At 63.9% G+C, this 604-nt stretch carries 1 protein-coding gene; it reads left to right on the forward strand.

The features are described from left to right. On the forward strand, nt 1-604 hold a 604-nt coding region (gene nrfD / locus GY725_02860; protein MCP4003116.1), incomplete at both ends, for a polysulfide reductase NrfD.

Here is a 604-nt window from a genome sequence, read left to right on the forward strand (position 1 = left end):
CAGCGGTGGCGCACGGCGGTCAACCGCTCGGCGGAAGCGATGACCATCTTCGCGGTGATGTGCGCCGGGCTCTTCCCGCTGATCCACATGGGGCGGCCCTGGCTGGCGTTCTTCGTCTTCCCCTACCCGAATACCCGCGGGCCGTTGTGGATCAACTTCCGCTCGGCCCTGTGCTGGGACGTGTTCGCGATCTCGACCTATTTCCTGATCTCGCTCGGCTTCTGGTACATCGGCCTGGTCCCGGACCTGGCGACCCTGCGCGACCGCACGAAGTCGAAGGTCAAGCGCGCCCTGTGCCGCTTCTTCTCCCTTGGCTGGGACGGCTCGATGCGCACCTGGAGCCGCTACGAGACGGTCTACATGCTGCTCGCCGGACTGGCGACGCCGCTGGTCTTCTCCGTGCACACCATCGTCAGCTTCGATTTCGCGACCTCGCTCATTCCAGGATGGCACACGACGGTCTTCCCACCCTATTTCGTGTCGGGGGCCATCTTCTCCGGCCTGGCGATGGTGCTCACCCTGATGCTGATCGCGCGCAAGACCATGCATCTGGAGGACTACATCACGAAGCGCCACGTGGGAGCGATGTGTAAGCTGATCATCG

The sequence above is a fragment of the bacterium genome (genome assembly GCA_024226335.1).
GTDB lineage: Bacteria > Myxococcota_A > UBA9160 > SZUA-336 > SZUA-336 > JAAELY01.